Origin of the sequence: Streptomyces sp. NPDC005574 (assembly GCF_040605435.1) — a bacterium.
GTDB lineage: Bacteria > Actinomycetota > Actinomycetes > Streptomycetales > Streptomycetaceae > Streptomyces.
This window is the reverse complement of the sequence record NZ_JBEXCW010000014.1, coordinates 16,944-38,425: the sequence shown is the minus strand read 5'-3', so window position 1 is coordinate 38,425 and position 21,482 is coordinate 16,944. Positions and strand designations below refer to the sequence as shown.

The following is a 21,482-nucleotide window of genomic DNA, read 5'->3' as shown; positions in this document are numbered from 1 at the left end:
GGGGGCGCTCGTGAGGGGGCGCGTGCTGGGCGGCGGGGGCGGCACGGCCTGGCCGGGGCCGGCCCGAGGTCACGGGAAAGGTGCCGTGACCTCGAGCGCGGCCCCGGGCCGGACGAGGCATTGTTCACACGGGCAGGTCGGCCGCCCGGACGTGGTCGAACAGTTTGCCCTCGTCCGCCTCGGCGAGCAGGTACGCCTGGGCCTCACCCACGTGGAAGTACATCCCGTGGAGCTCCAGCTCACCCTCCCGCAGCGCCCTGGCCACCGACTCGTGGGCGCGCAGGTGCTCCAACTGCTGGACCACGTTGGTCAGACAGAGCTGCTCGACCGCGTCGGCGGGTGCCCGCCCGGCCAGTCCGGCCCACGGCCGGCTGTCGTCGGCCATGCGCTCCAGGCTGGGCAGCCCGTGTCGCAGCCACCGCTTCAGCGGGGTCTGCACGCCGCCCGGCTCGGAGGAGAGCAGCGCCTGCATGGCCCCGCATCCGGAGTGCCCGCACACCGTGATGGAGCGCACCTTGAGCACGTCCACCGCGTATTCGAGGGCCGCGCCCACCGAGTCGTCCCCGCTCTCCTGGCCGGGCGGCGGAACGAGGTTGCCCACGTTGCGCACCACGAAGAGGTCCCCGGGTCCGCTGGAAGTGATCATCGACGTGACCAGCCGTGAGTCGGCACAGGTGAGGAAGAGCTGAGTGGGCTGCTGCCCCTCGCGCGCCAGCCGCGCCAGCTCGCCCCGGACCAGGGGCGCGGTGTTGCGGTGGAACGCGCTGATGCCTCGGGCCAGTTCGTCCCCGCCGGACCCGCGGCCGGTCGCGGACTCGCCGATCCCGCCGATGCCGCAGGGCTTACGGGACTGGTCGGGCCCGCCAGACGTGCCGGACGTGCTGATGTGCTCGGGTCTGCCGATCGCGTCGGTCTCGGTGTCGGCTGCTGCCGCACTGTTCAGTTGTGCGCCGGGTGGTGGTGCGAGCTGCGGGAGGTCGCACTGGTGGTTGCGCCACGGCGTCCAGGGGCTGCACCGGCAGTCCCCCAGGGGGATCACCTCCGCCGGAACGAGGCCGAGGGCGTGGGAGAGGTCGAGGGCGTGGGCGTGGGAGGACGCCGGCTCGCTGTCCCGCCTCCCGGGGTGGCGGCCGGTCAGCTCGACCGACCCGCTCTGCGCGATGTGCGTGTTCTGCCAGTCGTGCAGTGCCTCGTAGGCCGCGTGGTCCATGAACGATCCGTCCAACTCCACGACGGCGTGGGTCCCCTGAGGCACGAGATGCAGGGCCCGGCTGAGCCGCGGCACGGCGAGGAACGTCAACTGGCCTCGTACGTGGACGTAGTGGGCTCCTTCCTTCTCCTCATGCGTGATCCGGGTGTGGGCGAGGCGGTTCAGGGCGACGGAGACCGCGACGGCGATGCCCAGCGTCACGCCTTCCAGGACGCCGAGGAACACCACGCCGAGTGTGGTGACGACGTAGACGAGCACTTCTCGGTGGCGGGTCACCGTACGGATGTGGTGCAGGGACACCATCTGGATGCCGACGGCCATCACCAGGGCGGCGAGCGAGGCGAGCGGGATGAACTCGAGGACCGGGACCATCAGCAGTGCGGCGACTACTACGAGAACGCCGTGCAGCATCGTGGAGTTCCGGCTCACCGCACCCGCGTTCACATTCGCGGAACTCCTTACGGCGACCCCGGCCACCGGAAGGCCGCCGAGCGCGCCGGAGACGATGTTGGCGGCGCCCTGGCCGAACAGCTCGCGGTTCAGGTCGGACCGGCCGACCCGGGCGGACAGGCCCGGCCTCCCGGCCGCCAACTTGTCCACGGCGACCGCGCCGAGCAGTGACTGCACACTGCACACCAGCGTGGTGGTGAGCACGGCGGCGGCGACGCCGAGCACCGGCCCCTCGGGCAGCCCGGCCAGGGCATGGCTGCTCCAGGAGGGCAGATCGACCTTGGGCAGCGTGAGCCCGGCGAGCGAGACGGCCAGGGTCGCGCCGGCGACGGCGACGAGCGCGGCCGGAACCCTGCGCAGGAGCCGTCCGACCCGCCCGGGAATCCGTGGCCAAAGCAGCAGCAGGGCCAGCGTCAGCACGCTCGCCGAGACGGCGGCGGGCTGCAAGTCGGCCAACTGGCGGGGCAGCGAAATCAGGTTGTCGAGGACGGAGCTCTGCGGGGTGCCGCCCAGGACGATGTGCAGTTGGGCGACGGCGATGGTGACGCCGATGCCGGCGAGCATCCCGTGCACGATTGCGGGGCTGACGGCGAGGGCCGTACGGGCCACCCGCAGACACCCGAGGCCGATCTGGGCGAGCCCGGCGAGGACGGTGATGGCGCACGTCGTTCGCCACCCGTAGTGGTGGATGAGGTCGGCGGTGACGACTGTGAGGCCGGCGGCGGGTCCGCTGACCTGGAGCGGGGCGCCGCCGAGCCGCCCGGCGACGAGCCCTCCGACGGCGGCCGCCACGAGGCCCGCCTGGAGGGGGGCACCGGTGGCGAGGGCGATGCCGAGGGACAGCGGGAGTGCGATCAGGAAGACGGCGATCGAGGCCGACAGGTCGGCGCCCTCGACGCGGAAACGCCGGGGCGGAGCCGGTGGCGGGCTGTGGGACGAGGGGGTGCGCTCGGTCCGACTCGGGTCGGTGGTGCGGGTGGGGACGCAGGCAGACATGGTTCCCGTCTCCTCCGGGGCAGCGCGGTCGCGGATCAGGTGGTCCCCCGCCCGTGACGGGGGGTCGGGTCGCGGCCGTGGGGTCACGGCATGCAGCGGCGGGATGAATTGACGCTCAGTAAATGGATCGTAATGCAGAGTAAAGCAATGGCATAGACTTAATGCGCAAATGGGGTAACGAAGCACCCATTAGGGTGAGGCGGTTATTTCATCGGCTTGTCGTACTAATTCCTTCTCGGTCCCGTGCGACCTTGGCGGCGCTGTCGGCCCACCGCGGCAGACGGCACCAGAGAACGCCCTCACCGGCGTTGGCCTGAGAGAAGGAAGAAGGTGGGCGGAACATGGCCGCCACCCAGAGGTTCGCCGCGGGCGCCGTGGTCGCCGCGGTCTGTGCGGTGTCGCTCGCCGGCTGCGCGATCGGCACCGACGCTTCCAAGACAGGGGCCTCCGGCCCGCAGAAGGCGAAGCCGGCCCCCGCGCCGAAGAGCGTGATGCGCCTGATCGGCGACGGCTCCACCGCGTACACCGGAGCGCAGCCCCACCTGCCCAGAGCCGAGCGCCTCAAGCCCGGTCAACGGCCCCCGCAGTTCGTGGTCTTCTCGTGGGACGGCGCCGGCGAGGACAGCCAGCGGCTCTTCTCCCACTTCCGCAAGGTCGCGCAGGCGAACAACGCGACCATGACGTACTTCCTCAGCGGCGTCTACATGCTGCCGGAGGCCAAGCGAGACCTGTACCGGCCGCCGCAGCACTCCCCGGGCCGCTCGGACATCGGCTTCAACGACGAGCAGGGCATCTCCGACACCGTGAAGCAGCTGCGCCTGGCGTGGCTGGAGGGCAACGAGATCGGTACCCACTTCAACGGCCACTTCTGCGGCAAGAACGGCGGAGTGGGCGAGTGGTCGGTGGACGACTGGAAGGACGAGATCTCCCAGGCGAAGCAGTTCGTGAAGTCCTGGAAGACCAACACTGGCATGAAGAATGCGGCCCCGCTGCCCTTCGACTACGACAGGGAACTCGTCGGCGCCCGGACCCCGTGCCTCGAAGGCCAGAAGAACTTCATGGCCGCCGCCCGCGAGCTGGGCTTCCGCTATGACACCAGCGGCGTCGACCAGCAGGTCTGGCCGGCGAAGAAGAAGGGCCTGTGGGACCTGTCGATGCAGCTCGTGCCCTTCCCCGGGCACACCTACGAGCAGCTCACCATGGACTACAACTTCATGGTCAACCAGTCCGGCACCACGACCCAGGGCGACCCCGCCAAGTACCAGTTCTGGGGCGACCAGATGCGTGAGGGCCTGCTCAAGGGGTTCAACCGGGCCTACGACGGCAACCGGGCGCCCCTGATCATCGGCAACCACTTCGAGTCCTGGAACGGCGGCACCTACATGCGCGCCGTCCAGGAGGTCGTCGAGCAGGTGTGCACCAAGCCGGAGGTGCGGTGCGTCTCCTTCCGGCAGCTCGCCGACTGGCTGGACGCCCAGGACCCGCAGGTCGTCCGTAAGTTGGGCACCCTGAACGTCGGCGAGGCCCCGAAGCAGGGCTGGGCGTCCTTCCTGGCGGACCACCCGGCCCCGGCCCCGAAGGGCGTGCCCGGAGCTCCGGCGGTGAAGCAGTAGGGCCGCCAGGCGCGGGCTCCGACCGGGCGGGCACGTGGCGTGCCTGCCCGGCGGGCTCTCCGGGCGTGCCTGCCCGGTGTCGTCCGGGCGGGTCCGGTCCTGTGATCGGCTGCCGGAGCCTGTCCGGACCGGACCGGGCCGGCGTCAGGCGCCCGGTTGCCGGACGCCTGTTTCCGGCCCGGCCCTCTCCCACGTCAGGCGTTCGCCGACACTTCCTCGCCGAGCACGAAGTCCGGGTCGACCTGCGCCGCCAGGTCGACCCCGGTGCGCGCATTGCCCCAGGACCGGGCGTTCCTCAGGTGGAAGTCCACCATCTGCCGCGTGTAGCGCTCCCAGTCCCGCAGTTCGTACGTCGAATCGACCGCCGTCCGCAGCAGGTGCAGGGCTCGCCGGTTGGCGTCCTCCAGGAGGTCGAACCGGGGCGGCCGGCCCTTCTCCAGAGCGCGCACCCAGTCCGAGTGACCCACCGTCACGAGCAGGTCGTCCCCGGCTTCGGCGCGGAGGAAGTCGAGGTCCTCCTGCCCCTGCACCTTGTTGCCGACGACCTTCAGGGCCACGCCGAAGTCGCGGGCGTACTCCTTGTACTGGCGATAGACGGAGACCCCCTTGCGTGTCGGTTCGGCGACGAGGAACGTGATGTCGAAGCGGGTGAACATGCCGGACGCGAACGAATCCGAGCCCGCCGTCATGTCGACCACGACGTACTCGCCGGGGCCGTCGACGAGGTGGTTGAGGCAGAGCTCCACCGCGCCGGTCTTCGAGTGGTAGCAGGCCACTCCCAGATCGGCGTCGGTGAACGGCCCGGTGACCATCAAACGGACGGCGCCGCCGTCGAGTTCCACCGGCCGGGCGCAGGCGTCGTAGACCGGATTGTCCTCGCACACCCGCAGCAGCCGTGAGCCCTCGCCGGGCGGGGTCGTCTTGATCATCTCGTCGGCCGAGGAGATCCGCGGGTTGGTGCCGCGCAGGTGGTCCTTGATCAGGGGCAGCCGCTCACCCATCGCGGGCAGCGCCGCGGCCTCCGCCTCGTTCAGGCCGAGCGCGGGGCCCAGGTGCTGGTTGATGTCGGCGTCGACCGCGACGACCGGGGCGCCGGTGGCCGCGAGATGGCGGATGAACAGGGACGACAGCGTGGTCTTGCCGCTGCCGCCCTTCCCGACGAAAGCAATTTTCATGTTCACGAAGCGTAGTCGAGTCATAGCTGTACGTGTCAGACGGGCGTGAAGAAGACCACTCCATCGTGGGGTGTGCCGCCCGGGTGCGTAGGGTCGTACTCATGAGTACGACAGGCGCGACCGCCGATCCGCTCGCGGCCCTGGGTGCGCTGCCCGGGGTGGCCGAGTCCGTGGAGTCCGTGCGCAAGGCAGTGGACCGGGTCTACGGGCACCGGGTCATGCGGCGCCGCAGCAACGAGATCACCGCCGAGGCGGCCCTGCGCGGCTCCCGCGGGTCGGCGGCGCTGTCCGGTGCGGACTGGGCCCTGGAAGAGGTGCGCCGGCGTACCGACTTCAGCGGTGACGTCGAGGCACGCGTAGTGGGTGCCTCCCTCCGGCTGAGCGCCGAAGCGGGACAACTGCTGTCCATCTGGCGCCAGTCACCCCTGCGTGTGCTGGCCCGGCTCCACCTGGTCGCGGCCGCGGGCAAGGGCGACGACGTCGGTCGTCCGCGCCAGGAGGGCGAGCCGGTCGACGAACCACTGATCGAGCTGCCGCTGCCGGGCCCCGCCGAGGTGTCCGGTCGCCTCGAAGGGCTCTCCGAGCTGATCATCGCGGGCGGTTCGGCGCCGGCGCTGGTGACGGCCGCGGTCGTGCACGGCGAGCTCCTCGCGCTGCGCCCCTTCACCTCCCACAACGGCCTGGTCGCACGCGCGGCCGAGCGGATCGTCCTGGTCGGCAGTGGCCTCGATCCCAAGTCGGTCTGCCCGGCGGAGGTCGGACACGCCGAGCTGGGCCGTGCGGCCTACCTGGCGGCGCTCGAGGGATACGTCTCCGGCACCCCCGACGGCATGGCCGCCTGGATCGGGCACTGCGGCCGGGCGGTGGAGTTGGGGGCGCGGGAGTCCACCGCCGTGTGCGAGGCGCTCCAGCGCGGGGCGGCGTAACAACGCGGCGTACCAAGGCGGCGCAACAACGAGGAATCGGCCCTCGCGCAGAGGGCCGAAAAGGGTTGCGGCGGTACGAGTTGTCGTACCGCCGCTGGCATGTTCACCGGGTTACCAGGCGTCCTCGTTGTGTCGCCCATCAGGTCGGGACTTTGCCCGTCACCTGGTGCGGCTGGCCCGTAATCGACGGGTCGACGTCGCGTGGGTGCTCGGTGTTCATGCGCGGTCCGTGGGGCCGGAATGCGTATTGAAGGTGATCCTCGCGGATGTCCTTGGTCTCGCGGGCCGTTAAACCCTTTGTACTCCTGGTCCCGGGCAAGCGGAACCCCTGGCTGCGGTTCTTTGCTTTTAGACTCAAACAGTTCAAAAGCGGACCGAATAAATTGCGGAGCAACTGCCGTGTGTCCGGCGCCGGGTGGCCGCACCGGTCGTCGGTGAGGCTCACCAGGGGGCGCGGGGCGCGGGGCGTGCCGCGGGATGTCGCGCGGGCGCGCTCAGGCCACCGCCGTCCGGCGCCGGCTCGCGTACCAGACGAGGCCCGCCGTGGCGGCCGCGGCGCCTATCGCCGCTGCCGCCACGAGCGCCGGGCGGGGCGGTACGGAGAAGGTGGGGAACCGCTGCTTGAGCCGCACCGGGCGGTGGAAGTCGAGGATCGGCCACCCGCGCGCGAGGGCCTCGCGGCGCAGGGTCCGGTCGGGGTTCACGGCGTGCGGGTGACCGACCGCCCCCAGCATCGGCAGGTCGGTCGCCGAGTCGCTGTACGCGAAGCAACGCTCCAGGTCGTATCCCTCGGACAGGGCCAGTTCCCTGATCGCCTCCGCCTTCGTCGGCCCGTACGCGTAGTACTCCACCTCTCCGGTGAAGCAGCCGTCGTCTCCCACGACCATCCGGGTGGCCACCACGCGGTCCGCGCCGAGGAGTTCACCGATGGGCTCGACCACCTCCGCGCCCGAGGTGGACACGATCACGACGTCACGGCCGGCGGTGTGATGCTCCTCGATGAGGGAGGCCGCCTCGTCGTAGATGATCGGATCGATGATGTCGTGCAGTGTCTCGGCGACGATCTCCTTGACCTGCTGGACGTTCCAGCCGCGGCACAGCGCGGACAGGTACGTGCGCATGCGCTCGATCTGGTCGTGGTCGGCGCCGCCCGCGAGGAACACGAACTGGGCATATGCGGTGCGCAGGGCGGCCCTGCGGTTGATCAGGCCGCCTTGGTAGAAGGACTTGCTGAAGGTGAGCGTGCTCGACTTCGCAATGACCGTCTTGTCCAGGTCAAAGAAGGCCGCTGTGCGGGGCAAGGAGTGGTTTTCCACGCCCCGAGCATAGGCGCAGCCCATTCGGCGTAAGGTAGGCGCGTTGGTTTGCCTGAGAGGCCTCTCGGGTACACCATGGAAGTCACGGATCGTTCGCGACCGTGCTAACGCGGTCCGGCTCCTCCCCCCCCGAGTCGGCCGTGAAGGCGACCCCCGCTCTCCCCCCCGGCGGGGGTCGTCGCATGTCCGGGTGGGTTTCTCCCTTTCTGTGTGCGGCTGTCCTGCCGCTGCCGGGCGGCCGAGGCCGCCCCGCTCGCATGTTCACGATCCCTCACGCTGTGTAGTCGTCGTGCTGCGCTGTGGAAGTCGTACGGCGTTGTGCACAGGGGTCACCGGTATGGGTGAAGCTGATATTCACAGCCGTCGAGTTGTCCACAGTTATCGACCAAGATCCACACGTTTTCCCGGATCGCTGCACCGTGATTCCAGCGCTTCCCGCCGATGCCGACTTCATGGCCGGTTCCGGTTAGTCGGAGGCGTTTGGCCGGTTCGTATCGGCCGCACATATGGAGGCCGCTCGCCGGTTCTTCACATGTCTGGGAATCGCGGGGCCGCAGTGGCTGCGCGAAAGATGCAGCGAAGGGGGAGACAGACCGTGGCCGGAACCGTCACACACGATCCACCGCCCGCCGCCGGAGGGCGGCAGGGCGCACCGCTGATCGTCACCGAGGACGCCGAACTGCTCGACGACCTGCTGCGACTGTGCGCCGCTGCGGGCGCCACACCCGAGGTCCACCACGGAGTTCCCGAGCGCGGGGGCCGCTGGGAGGCGGCGCCGCTCGTCCTGGTCGGCGACGACGCGGCGCGGCGGGTGCGGGGAGCGGCGAGCAGACGCGGGGTGGTGCTGGTCGGTCGCGACCAGGACGACTCGGGTGTCTGGCAGCGAGCCGTCGAGATCGGCGCCGACCATGTCCTGATGCTGCCCGACGGGGAGCAGTGGCTGGTCGACCGCATCGCCGACGTGGCCGAGGGGGTGGGCCGGCCCGCGCTCACCGTCGGCGTCATCGGCGGCCGGGGCGGGGCAGGGGGCATGTTGACCGAACTAAATCTGCCAAAGATGCAGGTCACCGGCAGGGGTGAATCTGGTGCGGATGAGGGTCGTCCTGCTGTCAGTATTCCGGCATGCTTCTCGAACCGGGCCGCGATGTGGCCAATCTCGTCGTGCCTCAGGTCGGGCGGTTGGCGGTGGTCGACGATCCCGTACAGCCGTACCGGGTCACCGATCGCGAGGACCAGGAGGTCGCGGCCGTCTCGGACTTCCTCAAGGACCTCCGCGCCCGGGACCTGAGCATGGAGACGCTGAAGTCGTACGGGCGGGCTCTGCTGCGCTGGCAGCGCTTTCTCTGGGCGATCGAGCACCCATGGGAGCGAGCCGGCCGGACAGAGGTCCGGGACTTCGTGCTGTGGCTCCAGCAGGCCCGCAAGCCCGCGAGGCGACGGCGGCCGGACGCGCCGCGGCCCGGCTCGGTGAACATCACCACGGGCAAGCGCTACACGGGCACCGGATACGCGCCCAGGACCATCAACCACAACCTGACCGTGGTGAAGGAGTTCTACGACTTCCAGTCGGTCGCCGGCCGGGGGCCGATCGTCAACCCGGTGCCCCGGCCGAGGGCGGCCGACGCCGCCGGACGGCTGCACGCCCACCACAACCCGATGGAGCTCTACCAGCGCCACCGTCGGGCTCCCTACCGGCAGAAGGAGCCCAAGCGGATTCCCCGTGCGATCCCCGACCGGCTTTTCGATGAACTGTTCGCGAGGATGCCCAGCGACCGGGACCGCGCGGTCCTCGCCTTCTACGTCTCCACAGGTGCCCGCGCCTCCGAACTCCTCGGCGTCACCGGCCAGTTCGTTGACATCGGACAGCAGCTGATCGGCGTCCACCGCAAGGGCACCCGCGAACTCCAATGGCTTCCGGCCTCGGCGGACGCGTTTGTCTGGCTGCGGCTCTACCAGCAGGCCGCCCGCAAGAACGGCGTCCGCTTCGGCCCCGGCAAGCCGTTGTGGGTGACGCGGCGGTGCCCGGTCCGGCCACTGAACTACGCGGCCTTCCGCGCGGTCCTGGTGAGGGCGAACAAGACCCTGGGCACCAACTGGACTCTGCACGACCTGCGGCACACCGCAGCCCACCGCATGATCGACGACCCTCAGCTGTCCCTCGCCGACGTCCAATGGGTCCTCGGACACGCGCACATCACGTCCACACAGATCTACCTCGAACCCCGCCAGGAGGACGTGGTGGCCAAGATGCTCGCCCATCACGCGGCGGCCCGCTCGCCCGAACGCCCCGCCCCGCAGCCGGCCCCGGGCTACCGCCCGGAGGTCTTCGACGCCCTGTTCGGAGGGATGTTGACATGAGCGAGACGGAGACGTTCGAGGAGGTCTTTGCCTCCGAGGAGATCGGCGTCCCCGCCGACCGGCGCACGCAGTTCCGCCACTCCGGGCACCAGGCCCCGCGGCGGGACCTGACCGCCGCCGAGTTCGCCGAGCTTCTGGCGGAAGCCTCCGAGGGCGACCGCGTCCCCACCCCGAGGACGACCCCGGTCACCTGGGACCGCACCGAGCTGGACGTCGAGGGAGTCATCGAACTGATCGGACGGCTTCCGTTCCGGGGCAACGACGACCACTACCGCCGGCGCCGCCGCTCAGCCCGGGCCCTGCTGAAGTGGCTGGCCCAGTTCGAGGGCGCGACCTGGCAGGAGCGATGGATCAACGGCGGCCTGGAGGATGCCCAGCGCACTTGGGTTGACCAGGTCGTGGCCAGTTACCCCGACCCCGGCAGCCGGTCCATCAGGTCGCTGACCTGCGAGATCCATACCGGCATGATGGCTCTCCTGGTCGGCCAGGTCATCCGGCCCGCCTACCGGTGGCTGCTTGCCCAGCACTTCAACTTCACCCTCAGCCAGACCCGCCTCATGATCGACCCGGACGGCTTCGCCCAGCTGGAAGCGCACTGTGACAAGACCGACCGCACCGGGCAGTGCCGCACCGGTGCCATGAACTGCGTCGCGATGATCCTGCTGAACAAAGGCGGCCGGATCGCGGACATCACCGCCGACGACTCCGTGGAGTTCGCCGCCGCCATGCGGGTCAGCCACCGCGCCGCCCGCCACGTCACGCTCTTCTACACACTGCTGTTCGAGATGGGCATCCTCGGTGACGACGCACCGCCCTCCCTCGCCGCCGCACGAGCCCACGGTCAGCGGACCGTCCAGCAGATGGTGGACTCCTACCGGATCGTCTCCCCACGCGTCCGCGAACTGCTGATCGCTTACCTCACCATCCGCAAGCCCGAGCTGGACTACACCTCACTGCGGGGCCTGGCCAGCACGCTCTGCCTCACCTACTGGCGCGACCTGGAGAAACACCACCCGGGCATCGACAGCATCGACCTGACCCCAGACGTCGCGGCCGCCTGGAAGCACCGGCTGAAGACCATCCGGGAGAGCAAGCAGCGGAAGGGGCAGAAGCGGGAGAAACCCGAGCGGATCATGCTCGCGCTGCGGGCCTTCTACCTCGATCTGGCCCAGTGGGCGGTCACTGATCCGGCCCGATGGGGCGCATGGGCGGTCCCCTGCCCGATCCGCGCGAATGAGTGCGTGGGCACCAAGCGTGAACGCGCGTCGAAAGCCCGAATGCACCAGCGCACGCGGCAGCGGGCACCCGTCCTCCCGACCCTCGTCGCCACGGCCGAGCGGCTGAAGAAGGAAGCCGTCGGCCGGGTCGAAGCCGCGCGGGCCGTCACCCCCGGCGAACGGTTCATCGTCGACGGCGAGACGTTCATCCGCGGTGGCGGCGATATCGCCAAGACCACGTTCGTCTTCGACGCAAGCACCGGCCGCCGCCGGAACTTCGGCCTGGAGGAGGACGAAGCGTTCTGGGGCTGGGCCATCGTCGAGGTTCTGCGGCACACCGGCATCCGGGTCGAGGAGCTGATGGAGCTGACCCACCACAGCTTCGTCGCCTACACCCTGCCCAGCACCGGCGAGGTCGTCCCGATGCTCCAGGTCGCCCGTCCAAGACCGACCGTGAGCGGCTGATCCTGGTCTCCCCTGAACTAGGCGACGTCCTGACCACGATCATCCACCGTGTCCGGAACGGGAAGGCGGTCCTGCCTCTCGTCTCCCGCTACGACCACCACGAACACGTCCACAGCCCGCTGCTGCCGTTCCTCTTCCAGCGACGGATCTACATGCGGGACTCCGCCACGAACCGGAACTTCGTCGCCCGGTGCATCGACAACATCCTGCTGGCCTCCGGGCTGACCGATGCTAGCGGCGAGCCGCTGAGGTTCACCCCGCACGACTTCCGAAGGATCTTCGCGACCGACGCGATCCGCACCGGCCTGCCCCCGCACATCGCCGCCAAGATCCTCGGCCACACCAACGTGAACACGACCATGCGCTATGCCGCGATCTACTCCGACGACGTGATCGCCCACCACCGGGCGTTCATCGCCCGCCGGCGGGCCCTGCGGCCCGGCGCCGAATACCGCGATCTCACCCCAGAGGAGTGGCAGGAATTCCTCGGCCACTTCGAGCTGCGGAAGCTCGAACTCGGTATCTGCACCAGAGACTTCGGATCTCCCTGCGTCCATGAGCACGCTTGCATCCGATGTCCGGCCCTACGGCCGGACCCCGCGCAGGCGCCCCGCCTGCACGAGATCATCGACAACCTTCATGCCCGCGTCGCCGAGGCCCAGCAACAGGGCTGGCTCGGCGAGATCGCGGGCCTGGAGGTGAGCCTCGCCGCGGCGAACGACAAGCTCACCGCGATGAACCGCCTCACCGAACGGCACGGTGTCGTCCACCTCGGCATGCCCGACTTCCGGCCTGCCACCGGTCGCCAGGGGTGACACAAGCCACGCATTGCTCAAACCTTGAAGTTCAATTGCGCAGTCATGTCGCCGACCCTCGTGGGCAGCACCGTGAACTCGACTGGCTGCCCACTTGCGATTCTCTCCGCTTCGTCCTTAGCGCTTTCCAGGTCGGGCCATTCACTCAACCTGGAACCCTGCTCCAGAAGTTCAAACGTGAACCCCGCTTTGTCCTTGCGCTTTACAGGGAACACCAAGCGAGGTCGGATTTGGAATCGCCGCGGAGGGGGTGGTTCCTCGGGTGGTGGCGCTGTGGGGAATACAGGGATGTCATCATCTTCTGGGGGTGGTGCTGGCGTGAATCCCATAGCGGCTCCCGGAGGCCCAGAGCCCGGACCGGGGCCTCAACCAGAACGCACGGGGCTTTGCTCAAGGTGTGAGAAACTTGTGCGGAGCCGGCGAACCCACCAGCTAGACCGCCCCAAGTGCACTCCCACCTGACCTCCGCTGGTCCGTCGAACTGGGGTCGGCTTGTCCGATCCGGGGCACTGGCTCTACCGACGCCGGTTCTTACCTCCCTTTCGCTTGTTTACCTTCCGCTGGTTCCCTGCTCCTCTTCCGAGGATATGGTCCAGCATTCGGGCAACTATCAGCAATGCGGAAAGCATTGCCAACGCCAGTAGAGTTATAGATATTTGTTCCATGCGGCGATTAATCTCCTCTTCAGGTTCACCCTCCCATCTCTGGAAAAGGCGAACCCCGCTCGCCTCGCCACGAGACGAACGCATCACCTCCGAGGAGGTGACGCCACCCTTGGGCTGACAGGGTGGGAGGGGGGTTCGATATCCCAACTTCCACGCTACGACTCGTGGGTGCGGTGCGGAAGTGGCCGCAACGACGAATGCATAGCGCGAGCGAATACTTACGGCATGCATCGCCGGGGGCTGTCGACCGACCGGCACTCTGGGCCTTCAAGAGGGTCGATAGACGGACCCACGGCCTTCTGCCATCTCCTTAAGTCGTTCAAGTAAGCCTCCACACTGGCCTGCGCGCTCGCCGTGACCTCGGCGCGAGAGGGGCTGCGCACCCTCCTCGTGGACGCCGATCCGCTGGGCGGCGGACTCGACGTGCTCCTCGGGGGTGAAACAGCCGAGGGACTGCGCTGGCCGGCGTTCGCCGCCTCCCGCGGAAGGGTCGGCGGGGGTGCTCTGGAGGAGTCGCTGCCGCGGCTGCACTCGCTTCGCGTGCTCAGCTGGGACCGGGGTGACTGCATGGCCGTCCCGCCCCAGGCCGTCCGGGCGGTGCTCGCCGCAGCCCGTCGGCGAGGTGGCACGGTCGTGGTCGACCTGCCGCGCCGCGTCGACGACGGGGTTGCCGAGATCCTCGCCCAGCTCGACCTCGGGCTTCTCGTGGTCCCCGCCGAACTGCGCTCCGTCGCTGCGGCCGGCCGTGTCGCCTCCGCCGTCGGCATGGTGCTGCGAGACCTGCGGCTGGCGGTGCGCGGACCGTACGGGCCCGGGCTCGACGACCGGGAAGTGGCCCGGCTGCTGGGACTGCCCTTGGCCGGAGAAGTGCCCGTGGAGTCCGCGCTGCTGCGGCCGGACGGAGGCAAGGCACCGCCGGGCGCGGCCCCCCGAGGCCCGCTGGCGCGCTTCTGCCGGGAGTTCTGGGAGCGGGCGCTGCTGGAAGCGGGTGCGGCGTGAGCGCGGCCCCCGGGCTCGACTGGCCGGGACGGCAGGGCGGGGCCGCTCCCCGCCGACCGGGCGGCCGGGACATGCCCGCACCGGCTCCCTCCGGGCTGCTGGACGGAGTGCGGCGGTGGCTGGCCGAGAGCGGGGCCGAACCGACACCCGCGCGGGTGGCCCAGGCACTACGGGAACAGGGTCGCGTGCTGGGAGACGCCGAAGTCCTCGGCGCGGCCGCCCAGTTACGGTCCGAGCTGGTCGGGAGCGGCCCTCTGGAACCGCTGCTCGCCGACCCGTGGGTGACGGACGTGCTGGTGTCCGCGCCCGACCGGGTCTGGGTGGACCGGGGAGGCGGCCTGGAGCTGTCGGCCGTGTCCTTCCCGGACGCGGCGGCCGTACGACGCCTCGCGCAGCGCCTGGCCGCCGTGGCCGGACGCCGGCTGGACGACGCCCGGCCCTGGGTCGACGCCCGGCTGCCCGACGGGACCCGGCTGCACGCGGTACTGCCCCCGGTCGCCGTCGGCTGCACCTGCCTGTCGCTGCGGGTCGTACGGCCCCGGGCGTTCACGCTCGGCGAGCTGGTGGCCGCGGGCACGGTGCCGCCGGGCGGGGACCGCGTCCTGCGGGCGCTGATCGAGGCGCGGCTGTCCTTCCTCGTCAGCGGCGGCACCGGCAGCGGCAAGACGACGTTGCTGAGCGCCCTGCTGGGGCTCGTCGGGCCGGGTGACCGGATCGTGCTCGCCGAGGATTCGGCGGAGCTGCGGCCCGACCACCCCCATGTCGTACGGCTGGAGACCAGACCCGCCAACCAGGAGGGCGCGGGGCTCGTCACGCTCCAGGACCTGGTGCGGCAGGCGTTGCGGATGCGGCCGGACCGGCTGGTGGTGGGTGAGGTTCGGGGGCCCGAAGTGGTGCATCTGCTGGCCGCGTTGAACACGGGTCACGAGGGCGGCTGCGGGACCGTGCACGCGAACGCCGCCGCTGACGTGCCGACCCGGCTGGAGGCTCTCGGCACGGCCGCCGGGCTCGATCGTGCCGCCCTGCACAGTCAGTTGGCGGCCGCGCTGTCGGTGGTCCTCCACCTGGCACGGGACCGCGCGGGCCGCCGGCGCGTCGCCGAGGTGCGTGTGCTGGAGCGGGACGCCTCGGGATGGGTGCGGACGGTGCCGGCGCTGCGCTGGGGCGCGGAGGCGTTCGCGTACGAGCGGGGATGGGGGCGGTTGCGGGAGCTGCTGCGAAGCGGGGGTGGCTACGAGGAGGGGGATGAGGGCGGCGCGACGGGGCGGGGGTGAAGGCGTGCGCCCGACTGCGTTCCGTTGAGGGCGGGTTGCGAAGCGCAGGCGAGTGAGTGTGCGGGCGAGGCGAGTCGGGGGCAGGCCCGGCTGTCTGGCCGACGGCGCCTCACACGGGAGAGAAGCGGGAGTGCGGCGAGGTGGATCGGAACGGTGAACGGGATGGGTGAACGTCCATGAGAGCGATGTCGATGGAAGAGGCGTGGTCGGGACGGACGGCGCTGGCGCCGCTGGTGCGGACAGCGATGGCACAGACGCCGTGGACGCAGACACCGCTGGGGCAGCTGTCGTTGGGGGCTGCCGTGGTGTGTGCCGGAGCGGCGGTCTGGTTGCTGGGCGGGCGGCACTCCGGTGCGCGGCGGGCGCGGTTGTTGCTCGCGGGAGGCGGAGTCGTGGGGGCCGGGCCACCCGCAGGGGACCGATGGGCCGCTCGGCTGCGGCTCCTGCGCGAGAGAGTGCGGCCCGAGTGGTGGTCACTGGTGGCCGGGCTGGTGCTCGGCGTGCTGGGTGCGTCCGTGCTGCCGGTCGTCGCGGGGGCGGCCGGGGTGCCGTTGCTGCGGCAGGTGCGGTTGGCCAACGAGATGCGACGCGGCCGGGAGCGCCGAGGGGACGCGGTGATCGCGCTGTGCGGGGCGCTCGCCGGGGAGGTGCGGGCCGGGCGGCAACCTGGCGAGGCACTGCTGAGTGCCGTCCACGACTCCGGAGGGCTCGGTGAGACGCAGGCGGCGGTGCTGGCGGCGGCCCGCTTCGGTGGCGATGTTCCGGGCGCGCTCGCTGGAGCCGCCCGGCAACCGGGCGCCGACGGGCTGTTGGGCCTCGCGGCCTGCTGGCGGGTGGCCGTGGACCAGGGTGCCGGACTGGCGGCCGGACTGGACCGTCTCGAAGGGGCACTGCGAGCCGAACGCGACCAGCGGGCTGACCTGCGAGCCCAGTTGGCGGGCGCCCGATCCACCGCGGTGATGCTGGCCGGGCTGCCGGCGCTGGGCCTGCTCCTCGGGTTCGCCCTCGGCGCCGATCCGCTGCACGTGTTGCTGCACACCGGACCAGGGTTCGGGTGCCTGCTGATCGGCGGCCTGCTGGAGGGCCTCGGGATGTGGTGGGCGATGCGCATCGTGCGGGGAGCGGAGGCGGTGTGAGCGCGGAAGTTTTCCACAGGCTGGGGGTGGCCTTGGGGACGCTGCTGGTCCTCGGTTGGCTGATCCGGAGGCTGGAGGCGGTGCGCCGCGATCGGCAGGTCAGGCGGCGGTTGGCCCAACTGCTGGCTGTGGGGGAGACGGCGTCCGCCGGACCACGGTTCGAGGTGAGGGAGGAGGTACGGCGATGGCTGCCTACGGCGGCAGTGGTGTGCGCCGGGTGGGCTCTGATCGGCGGTGTCCTGGGTGCGGCGGTGGGGCTTGCCGTGGGGTTCGGTCTGTGGCGATGGCGTGGACGGCGGCGGGCCGTCGACGCCAGGGCGGCCTTCGACATCCGCGAGGCGGTACGGCAACTACCCCTCGCAGCTGACCTGCTGGCGGCCTGTATCGCGGCGGGCGCCGGCCCCGTCATCGCGGCGCAGGCCGTAGGGGAGGCCCTGGGCGGGCCGGTCGGTGACCGGCTGGCACACGGTGCCGCGCAGGTGCGGCTCGGTGGCGAACCGAGCGAGGCGTGGCGCGGGCTCGCCTCGATACCGGGCGCGGAGGCCCTGGCCCGGCTGCTGGAACGGGCCGGCGTGTCCGGACTCCCCGCCGCCGTACCGGTCGCCCGGCTCGCGGCGGACGCCCGCGCCGACTGGGGCCGCGCCGCGACGGCACGGGCCAGACGGGCCGCCGTGATGGTCACCGCGCCGGTGGGGCTGTGCTTCCTGCCCGCGTTCATCACGATCGGCGTCCTGCCCGTGGTCATCGGACTCGCGGGCGGGGTGCTGGGAGGAGGCGGGAGATGAGAGGCACGGCATGACGGCCGGCCGCCTGGAGCGGGCGGTGCACGACGACCAGCGAAGAACAGAAGTCGAAAAATCCAAGTCAGAGCGGTACTGATCCCAACGGGGGATGCGATGTACAAGGTGGTTCGGGCGTGGATGCGCGTCCTGGTGTGCAGGGCGCGTACGGCGCGGAGGGACTCGGGGATGGTCACCTCCGAGTACGCGATGGGGATCGTCGCGGCGGTCGCGTTCGCCGTGATCCTCTACAAGGTGGTGACGAGTGGGGAGGTCACCGCGGAGTTGCAGGGCATCGTGAAACGGGCCCTCGATGCGGGGGTGTGAGCGGGACACGGACGAAGGGTTCGTGACGGCGGAGTCGGCCGTGGTGCTGCCCGTCCTCGTGATGTTCGCGATGGCGTTGGTGTGGGGGCTGCTCGTGATCGGCGCCCAGATCCAGTGTGTGGACGCGGCGCGGACGGGCGCGCGAGCGGCCGCCCGCCAGGACCCGGCGGACGCGGTGGTGAGGGTCACCCGGGAGGTGGCGCCGCGCGGAGCGAAGATCGCGGTCAGCCGGGAGGGGGACCAGGTCCGCGTGGCGGTGGTCGCGCGGCCACCGGTGCTGCGCGGGCTGCCCTTCGAGGTGCGGGAGGAGGCCGTGGCCCTGGCGGAGGAGACGGTGGCAGGAGCAGGAGCAGGAGCAGGAGCTGGGGCTGGGGCTGGGGCCGAGGCGGGCGCAGCAGGGACGGAGGCGGGGTGATGGCCGACGGCTCGGCGGGCTGCGGGCCCGCTGTCGACCGGGAGCCCGCCTGTCATCGTCGGGGCGGTGCGGAGTTCCGGGCAGGTGGCGGCTGCCGGGGCAAGGCGGGATACCAGCCCGGCCCGGGCTGCCGGCCCGGTGCCAGAGGCGGGGCCGCTGCCCGGTCCCGCCCGGCGCCTCGACGCCGAGGCGCCCTCCGTTCCGGCCCCGCACCAGCCGGGCGGTGGGCCCTCATACGGCGTTCCGACCGGGGTTCAGCCACCGTCTGGAGCATCGGCGCGATCGGGGTGCTGTGCGTCGTGTTCGGTGTCGTGCTCGCTCTGGGCCAGGCCGTCGTGAGCCGGCACCGTGCGGCGGGCGGCGCGGATCTCGCGGCGCTCGCGGCGGCGGACCACTGGGCGCAGGGCGGTACGGCTGCGTGCGCCCGGGCCGACCGGGTGACCGGAGCCCAGGGGGTGCGGCTCGTGCGGTGCGTGGTCGTGGGGCAGGTTTCGGACGTGACGGTCGCGTCGGGACGGGGACCCTTCGCGGCCGAAATCAGAGCGCGGGCTGGACCGGCGGAGCCGACAGCGCCGACGGACCCTCCGGACTCCGAAGGCCGACCCCCATCGGTCGACCCTCCGCACGCTGCCGACCAGGTGGCTCCGGCCGCGCCCTCGGGCGCTACGGACTCGGCACCGGCGCCGGCCCACCCGGCTCCGGTTCCGGCTCAGTCGCCGTCCGCTCTGCGCCCGCTCCCGCCGCCGTCCGCTCTGCGCCCGCTCCCGCCGCCGTCCGCTCTGCGCCCGCTCCCGCCGCCGTCCGCTCTGCGCCCGCTCCCGCCGCCGTCCGCTCCCCGCCCGCTCCCGCCGCGGTCTGCTCCTCGGGAGCCCCCCGAAGAAGCACCGTGAGCAGTCGCACCGCCCCGCGCTTGTGCAGGGGGTCGTTGCCGTTGCCGCACTTGGGGGACTGGATGCAGGACGGGCAGCCCGCCTCGCACTCGCAGGACGCGATGGCCTCACGGGTGGCCGTGAGCCAGGCGCGGGCCGTGTGGAAGGCGCGCTCCGCGAAGCCGGCGCCGCCGGGATGGCCGTCGTAGACGAAGACCGTCGGGAGGAGGGTGTCGGGGTGCAGCGGGATCGACACGCCGCCGATGTCCCAGCGGTCGCAGGTCGCGAACAGGGGGAGCATGCCGATCGACGCGTGCTCGGCGGCGTGCAGTGAGCCACCGAGGATCTCCGGGTTGATCCGGGCCTCGTCCAGTTGGTCCTCGGTGACCGTCCACCACACGGCACGCGTGCGGAGCGTGCGGGGAGGGAGGTCCAGTTTCGTCTCGCCGAGCACTTCGCCGGTCATGAGCCGTCGACGCAGGAAGGAGACCACTTGGTTGGTGACCTCGACGGAGCCGTAGCAGAGGCGGCCGCTGCCCCAGGGGATCTCGGTGTCCGTCTCCAGGACGGAGATCGCCGTCGTGTCGCGGGCGACCGTCGAATACGAGGGGCTCGCCTGTTCGACCAAGGCCACGGAGTCCTCCAGGTCGAGGGAGCGCACCAGGTACGTACGGCCCTGGTGCAGGTGCACCGCGCCCTCGTGGACGGTGGTGTGGGAGGCGCCCTCGTCGACCGTGCCGAGCAACCGGCCCGTGCTCGCCTCGACGATCTGCACCGGCTGTCCGCCTCCGCCGCGGATGTCGGTCAGGTCGGCGGCCCGTTCCCGGCGCGTCCAGTGCCAGGCCTTCGTCCTGCGGCGCAGCAGCTTGGCGGCCTCCAGCTGAGGAAGGAGCTCCTGCGCTGCGGGGCCGAAGAGCTCCATGTCCTCCTGCACCAGGGGCAGCTCCGCGGCCGCCGCGCACAGGTGGGGGGCGAGGACGTACGGGTTGTCGGGGTCGAGGACCGTGGACTCCACGGGCTGGTCGAAGAGGGCCTCGGGGTGGTGGACGAGGAAAGTGTCCAGCGGGTCGTCGCGCGCGATCAGGACGGCGAGGGCGCCCTGCCCGGACCGCCCGGCGCGCCCGGCCTGCTGCCACAGCGAGGCGCGTGTGCCCGGGTAGCCGGCGATCAGCACGGCGTCGAGGCCGGAGACGTCGATGCCGAGTTCGAGGGCGGTGGTGGCGGCGAGACCGAGCAGCTCGCCGGAGTGCAGGGCCTGTTCGAGGGCGCGGCGTTCCTCGGGGAGGTAGCCGCCGCGGTAGGCCGCGACACGCCGTGCGAGCGACCGGTCGACCTCGGCGAGCCGTTCCTGGGCGATCACCGAGATCAGCTCGGCACCGCGCCGGGAGCGTACGAAGGCGACCGTGCGGACGCCCTGGACGGCGAGGTCGGTCAGCAGGTCGGCGGTCTCGGCCGTGGCGGTACGGCGGACCGGCGCGCCCTTCTCGCCCTGCATCTCGGTGAGCGGGGGTTCCCACAGGGCGAAGACCAGCTCGCCGCGCGGGGAGGCGTCGTCGTCGACCTTCACCACGGGCAGGCCGGTCAGCCGGCGGGCGGCCACCGAGGGCTCGGCGGCGGTCGCGGAGGCCAGCAGGAAGACGGGGGAGGCGCCGTACCGGGCGCAGAGGCGGCGCAGGCGGCGCAGCACCTGGGCGACGTGGGAGCCGAAGACACCGCGGTAGGTGTGGCACTCGTCGATGACGACGTATTTCAGCGATTTCAGGAAGGAGGACCAGCGCGGGTGGGACGGGAGTATCCCGCGGTGCAGCATGTCGGGATTGGTGAGGACGTAGTTGGCGTACTGCCTGACCCACTCCCGTTCCTCGAACGGAGTATCGCCGTCGTACACCGCGGGACGCACGCGATTGCCCAGCGGTTGTGAAAGTTCCTTCACCGAGCGGCACTGGTCGGCCGCGAGGGCCTTCGTCGGGGCCAGGTAGAGGGCGGTGGCGCCGCGTCCGTTGGCGGCCTCGGAGCCGTCGAGGAGGGTCGAGAGGACGGGGACCAGATAGGCGAGCGACTTGCCCGACGCCGTACCGGTTGCGACCACGACCGACTCGCCGTCCAGGGCGTGCTCGGCCGCCCGTGCCTGGTGGGCCCAGGGGTGTTCGATGCCGCATGCCTGCACCGCGGCGATGACCTCCGCGCGAATCCGGTCAGGCCAGACGGCATGGCGGCCCTCACGTGGGGGCAAGTGCTCCGTATGAGTGATGCGCGAAGCTCGGCTCGGCCCCGTGGCGAGCCGGTCCAGGACCGCGGCCGGCGAGCGGCGGGACACGGGGTCCGTCGGGGTTCGATCGGATCGGTGATTCTTGGCCATCGGCACCGAGTGTGTCACTGGCGTGACGGACAATGGGACCAAGGCGTCGTGCACGCCTGCCGTAAGTGATTGAATGCCATCGCGGCTGGCGAACCGTCCAGGGGGCTCTGCCGAGGTG

Annotated in this window: 14 protein-coding genes and 3 pseudogenes; 13 read left to right on the top strand and 4 right to left on the bottom strand. The window is 71.1% G+C overall.

Annotated elements, in window-relative coordinates:
• Positions 1-124: 124 nt before the first annotated feature.
• Entirely contained in the window at positions 125-2,656 is a 2,532-nt protein-coding gene (locus tag ABZT03_RS12480; RefSeq protein WP_356037384.1) for a SulP family inorganic anion transporter, read from the bottom strand.
• 341 nt (positions 2,657-2,997) lie between these two features.
• Here ABZT03_RS12480 and ABZT03_RS12475 point away from each other — a divergent pair, with 341 nt between their 5' ends.
• On the top strand, positions 2,998-4,269 hold the full coding sequence (locus ABZT03_RS12475; protein WP_356037381.1) for a hypothetical protein: 1,272 nt from the start codon (positions 2,998-3,000) through the stop codon (positions 4,267-4,269).
• Positions 4,270-4,463: 194 nt separating this feature from the next.
• Here ABZT03_RS12475 and ABZT03_RS12470 read toward each other — a convergent pair whose 3' ends face one another.
• Positions 4,464-5,444 carry an ATP-binding protein gene (locus ABZT03_RS12470; protein ID WP_356037378.1) on the bottom strand — a complete coding sequence of 327 codons (981 nt, stop codon included), beginning with the start codon at positions 5,442-5,444 and terminating at the stop codon, positions 4,464-4,466.
• A 101-nt stretch (positions 5,445-5,545) separates the two neighbouring features.
• On the opposite strand from ABZT03_RS12470, the gene ABZT03_RS12465 reads away from it, so the two are divergent.
• Positions 5,546-6,370, top strand: a complete 825-nt coding sequence (locus ABZT03_RS12465; RefSeq protein ID WP_356037376.1) for an oxidoreductase — start codon at positions 5,546-5,548, stop codon at positions 6,368-6,370.
• Between the two features lie 494 nt (positions 6,371-6,864).
• On the opposite strand, the gene ABZT03_RS12460 is transcribed toward ABZT03_RS12465, so the two are convergent.
• Positions 6,865-7,710 carry an HAD-IB family hydrolase gene (locus tag ABZT03_RS12460; protein WP_356037373.1) on the bottom strand — a complete coding sequence of 282 codons (846 nt, stop codon included), beginning with the start codon at positions 7,708-7,710 and terminating at the stop codon, positions 6,865-6,867.
• Between the two features lie 571 nt (positions 7,711-8,281).
• Here ABZT03_RS12460 and ABZT03_RS12455 point away from each other — a divergent pair.
• From ABZT03_RS12455 to ABZT03_RS12405, 11 genes and pseudogenes are all read left to right on the top strand, one after another.
• Positions 8,282-8,713, top strand: a pseudogene (locus tag ABZT03_RS12455) (septum formation initiator); the annotation flags it as partial.
• Positions 8,714-8,871: 158 nt separating this feature from the next.
• Complete coding sequence (locus tag ABZT03_RS12450; protein WP_356037370.1) at positions 8,872-10,044, top strand: tyrosine-type recombinase/integrase; 1,173 nt, start codon at positions 8,872-8,874, stop codon at positions 10,042-10,044.
• Positions 10,041-11,726 (top strand): hypothetical protein, encoded by a 1,686-nt coding sequence (locus tag ABZT03_RS12445; protein ID WP_356037367.1) that lies wholly within the window; start codon positions 10,041-10,043, stop codon positions 11,724-11,726. The genes ABZT03_RS12450 and ABZT03_RS12445 overlap by 4 nt, the downstream gene beginning before the upstream one ends.
• On the top strand, positions 11,723-12,541 hold the full coding sequence (locus tag ABZT03_RS12440; RefSeq protein WP_356037605.1) for a site-specific integrase: 819 nt from the start codon (positions 11,723-11,725) through the stop codon (positions 12,539-12,541). The genes ABZT03_RS12445 and ABZT03_RS12440 overlap by 4 nt, the downstream gene beginning before the upstream one ends.
• Positions 12,542-13,533: 992 nt before the next feature.
• Positions 13,534-14,205, top strand: a pseudogene (ssd, locus tag ABZT03_RS12435) (septum site-determining protein Ssd); the annotation flags it as partial.
• Positions 14,206-14,276: 71 nt separating this feature from the next.
• Positions 14,277-15,479, top strand: coding sequence for a TadA family conjugal transfer-associated ATPase (locus ABZT03_RS12430; RefSeq protein WP_356037602.1), 1,203 nt, complete (start codon positions 14,277-14,279; stop codon positions 15,477-15,479).
• Between the two features lie 245 nt (positions 15,480-15,724).
• A complete protein-coding gene (locus tag ABZT03_RS12425; RefSeq protein WP_356037599.1) occupies positions 15,725-16,615 on the top strand; it encodes a type II secretion system F family protein in 891 nt (296 codons plus the stop codon).
• A complete protein-coding gene (locus ABZT03_RS12420) occupies positions 16,612-17,400 on the top strand; it encodes a type II secretion system F family protein (protein WP_356037365.1) in 789 nt (262 codons plus the stop codon). Before ABZT03_RS12425 ends, ABZT03_RS12420 begins: the two co-directional genes overlap by 4 nt.
• Positions 17,401-17,511: 111 nt before the next feature.
• Positions 17,512-17,721 carry a DUF4244 domain-containing protein gene (locus tag ABZT03_RS12415; protein WP_356037362.1) on the top strand — a complete coding sequence of 70 codons (210 nt, stop codon included), beginning with the start codon at positions 17,512-17,514 and terminating at the stop codon, positions 17,719-17,721.
• Positions 17,708-18,136, top strand: coding sequence for a TadE family type IV pilus minor pilin (locus ABZT03_RS12410; RefSeq protein WP_356037360.1), 429 nt, complete (start codon positions 17,708-17,710; stop codon positions 18,134-18,136). The genes ABZT03_RS12415 and ABZT03_RS12410 overlap by 14 nt, the downstream gene beginning before the upstream one ends.
• A 233-nt stretch (positions 18,137-18,369) precedes the next feature.
• Positions 18,370-18,696, top strand: a pseudogene (locus ABZT03_RS12405) (Rv3654c family TadE-like protein); the annotation flags it as partial.
• Between the two features lie 103 nt (positions 18,697-18,799).
• Here ABZT03_RS12405 and ABZT03_RS12400 read toward each other — a convergent pair.
• Complete coding sequence (locus tag ABZT03_RS12400; protein ID WP_356037357.1) at positions 18,800-21,364, bottom strand: DEAD/DEAH box helicase; 2,565 nt, start codon at positions 21,362-21,364, stop codon at positions 18,800-18,802.
• Positions 21,365-21,482: the final 118 nt, after the last annotated feature.

What these genes read in the sequence shown, in the direction of transcription:
- ABZT03_RS12480 (WP_356037384.1), bottom strand. Translation starts at nt 2,656, where the DNA reads ATGTCTGCCTGCGTCCCCACCCGCACCACCGACCCGAGTCGGACCGAG.
- ABZT03_RS12475 (WP_356037381.1), top strand. Translation starts at nt 2,998, where the DNA reads ATGGCCGCCACCCAGAGGTTCGCCGCGGGCGCCGTGGTCGCCGCGGTC.
- ABZT03_RS12470 (WP_356037378.1), bottom strand. Translation starts at nt 5,444, where the DNA reads ATGAAAATTGCTTTCGTCGGGAAGGGCGGCAGCGGCAAGACCACGCTG.
- ABZT03_RS12465 (WP_356037376.1), top strand. Translation starts at nt 5,546, where the DNA reads ATGAGTACGACAGGCGCGACCGCCGATCCGCTCGCGGCCCTGGGTGCG.
- ABZT03_RS12460 (WP_356037373.1), bottom strand. Translation starts at nt 7,710, where the DNA reads ATGGGCTGCGCCTATGCTCGGGGCGTGGAAAACCACTCCTTGCCCCGC.
- ABZT03_RS12445 (WP_356037367.1), top strand. Translation starts at nt 10,041, where the DNA reads ATGAGCGAGACGGAGACGTTCGAGGAGGTCTTTGCCTCCGAGGAGATC.
- ABZT03_RS12430 (WP_356037602.1), top strand. Translation starts at nt 14,277, where the DNA reads ATGCCCGCACCGGCTCCCTCCGGGCTGCTGGACGGAGTGCGGCGGTGG.
- ABZT03_RS12425 (WP_356037599.1), top strand. Translation starts at nt 15,725, where the DNA reads ATGGCACAGACGCCGTGGACGCAGACACCGCTGGGGCAGCTGTCGTTG.
- ABZT03_RS12415 (WP_356037362.1), top strand. Translation starts at nt 17,512, where the DNA reads ATGTACAAGGTGGTTCGGGCGTGGATGCGCGTCCTGGTGTGCAGGGCG.
- ABZT03_RS12410 (WP_356037360.1), top strand. Translation starts at nt 17,708, where the DNA reads ATGCGGGGGTGTGAGCGGGACACGGACGAAGGGTTCGTGACGGCGGAG.
- ABZT03_RS12400 (WP_356037357.1), bottom strand. Translation starts at nt 21,364, where the DNA reads ATGGCCAAGAATCACCGATCCGATCGAACCCCGACGGACCCCGTGTCC.